The organism is Klebsiella sp. H-Nf2 (assembly GCF_002806645.1).
Classification (GTDB): domain Bacteria; phylum Pseudomonadota; class Gammaproteobacteria; order Enterobacterales; family Enterobacteriaceae; genus Klebsiella; species Klebsiella variicola.
In genome coordinates this window covers 1-249 of sequence record NZ_PIBL01000050.1, presented here as the reverse complement: position 1 = coordinate 249, position 249 = coordinate 1, and the positions used below count along the sequence as shown (strand labels likewise).

General features: G+C 51.8%; 1 rRNA gene. It reads left to right on the top strand.

Annotation, left to right across the window (positions count from 1 at the left end):
• Positions 1-249, top strand: a 23S ribosomal RNA gene (locus CWM58_RS27965); the annotation flags it as partial.

The window sequence follows — 249 nt, the reverse complement described above, 5'->3', positions numbered from 1 at the left end:
AGCTTGACACTGAACATTGAGCCTTGATGTGTAGGATAGGTGGGAGGCTTTGAAGCGTGGACGCCAGTCTGCGTGGAGCCAACCTTGAAATACCACCCTTTAATGTTTGATGTTCTAACGTAGACCCGTAATCCGGGTTGCGGACAGTGTCTGGTGGGTAGTTTGACTGGGGCGGTCTCCTCCCAAAGAGTAACGGAGGAGCACGAAGGTTAGCTAATCCTGGTCGGACATCAGGAGGTTAGTGCAATG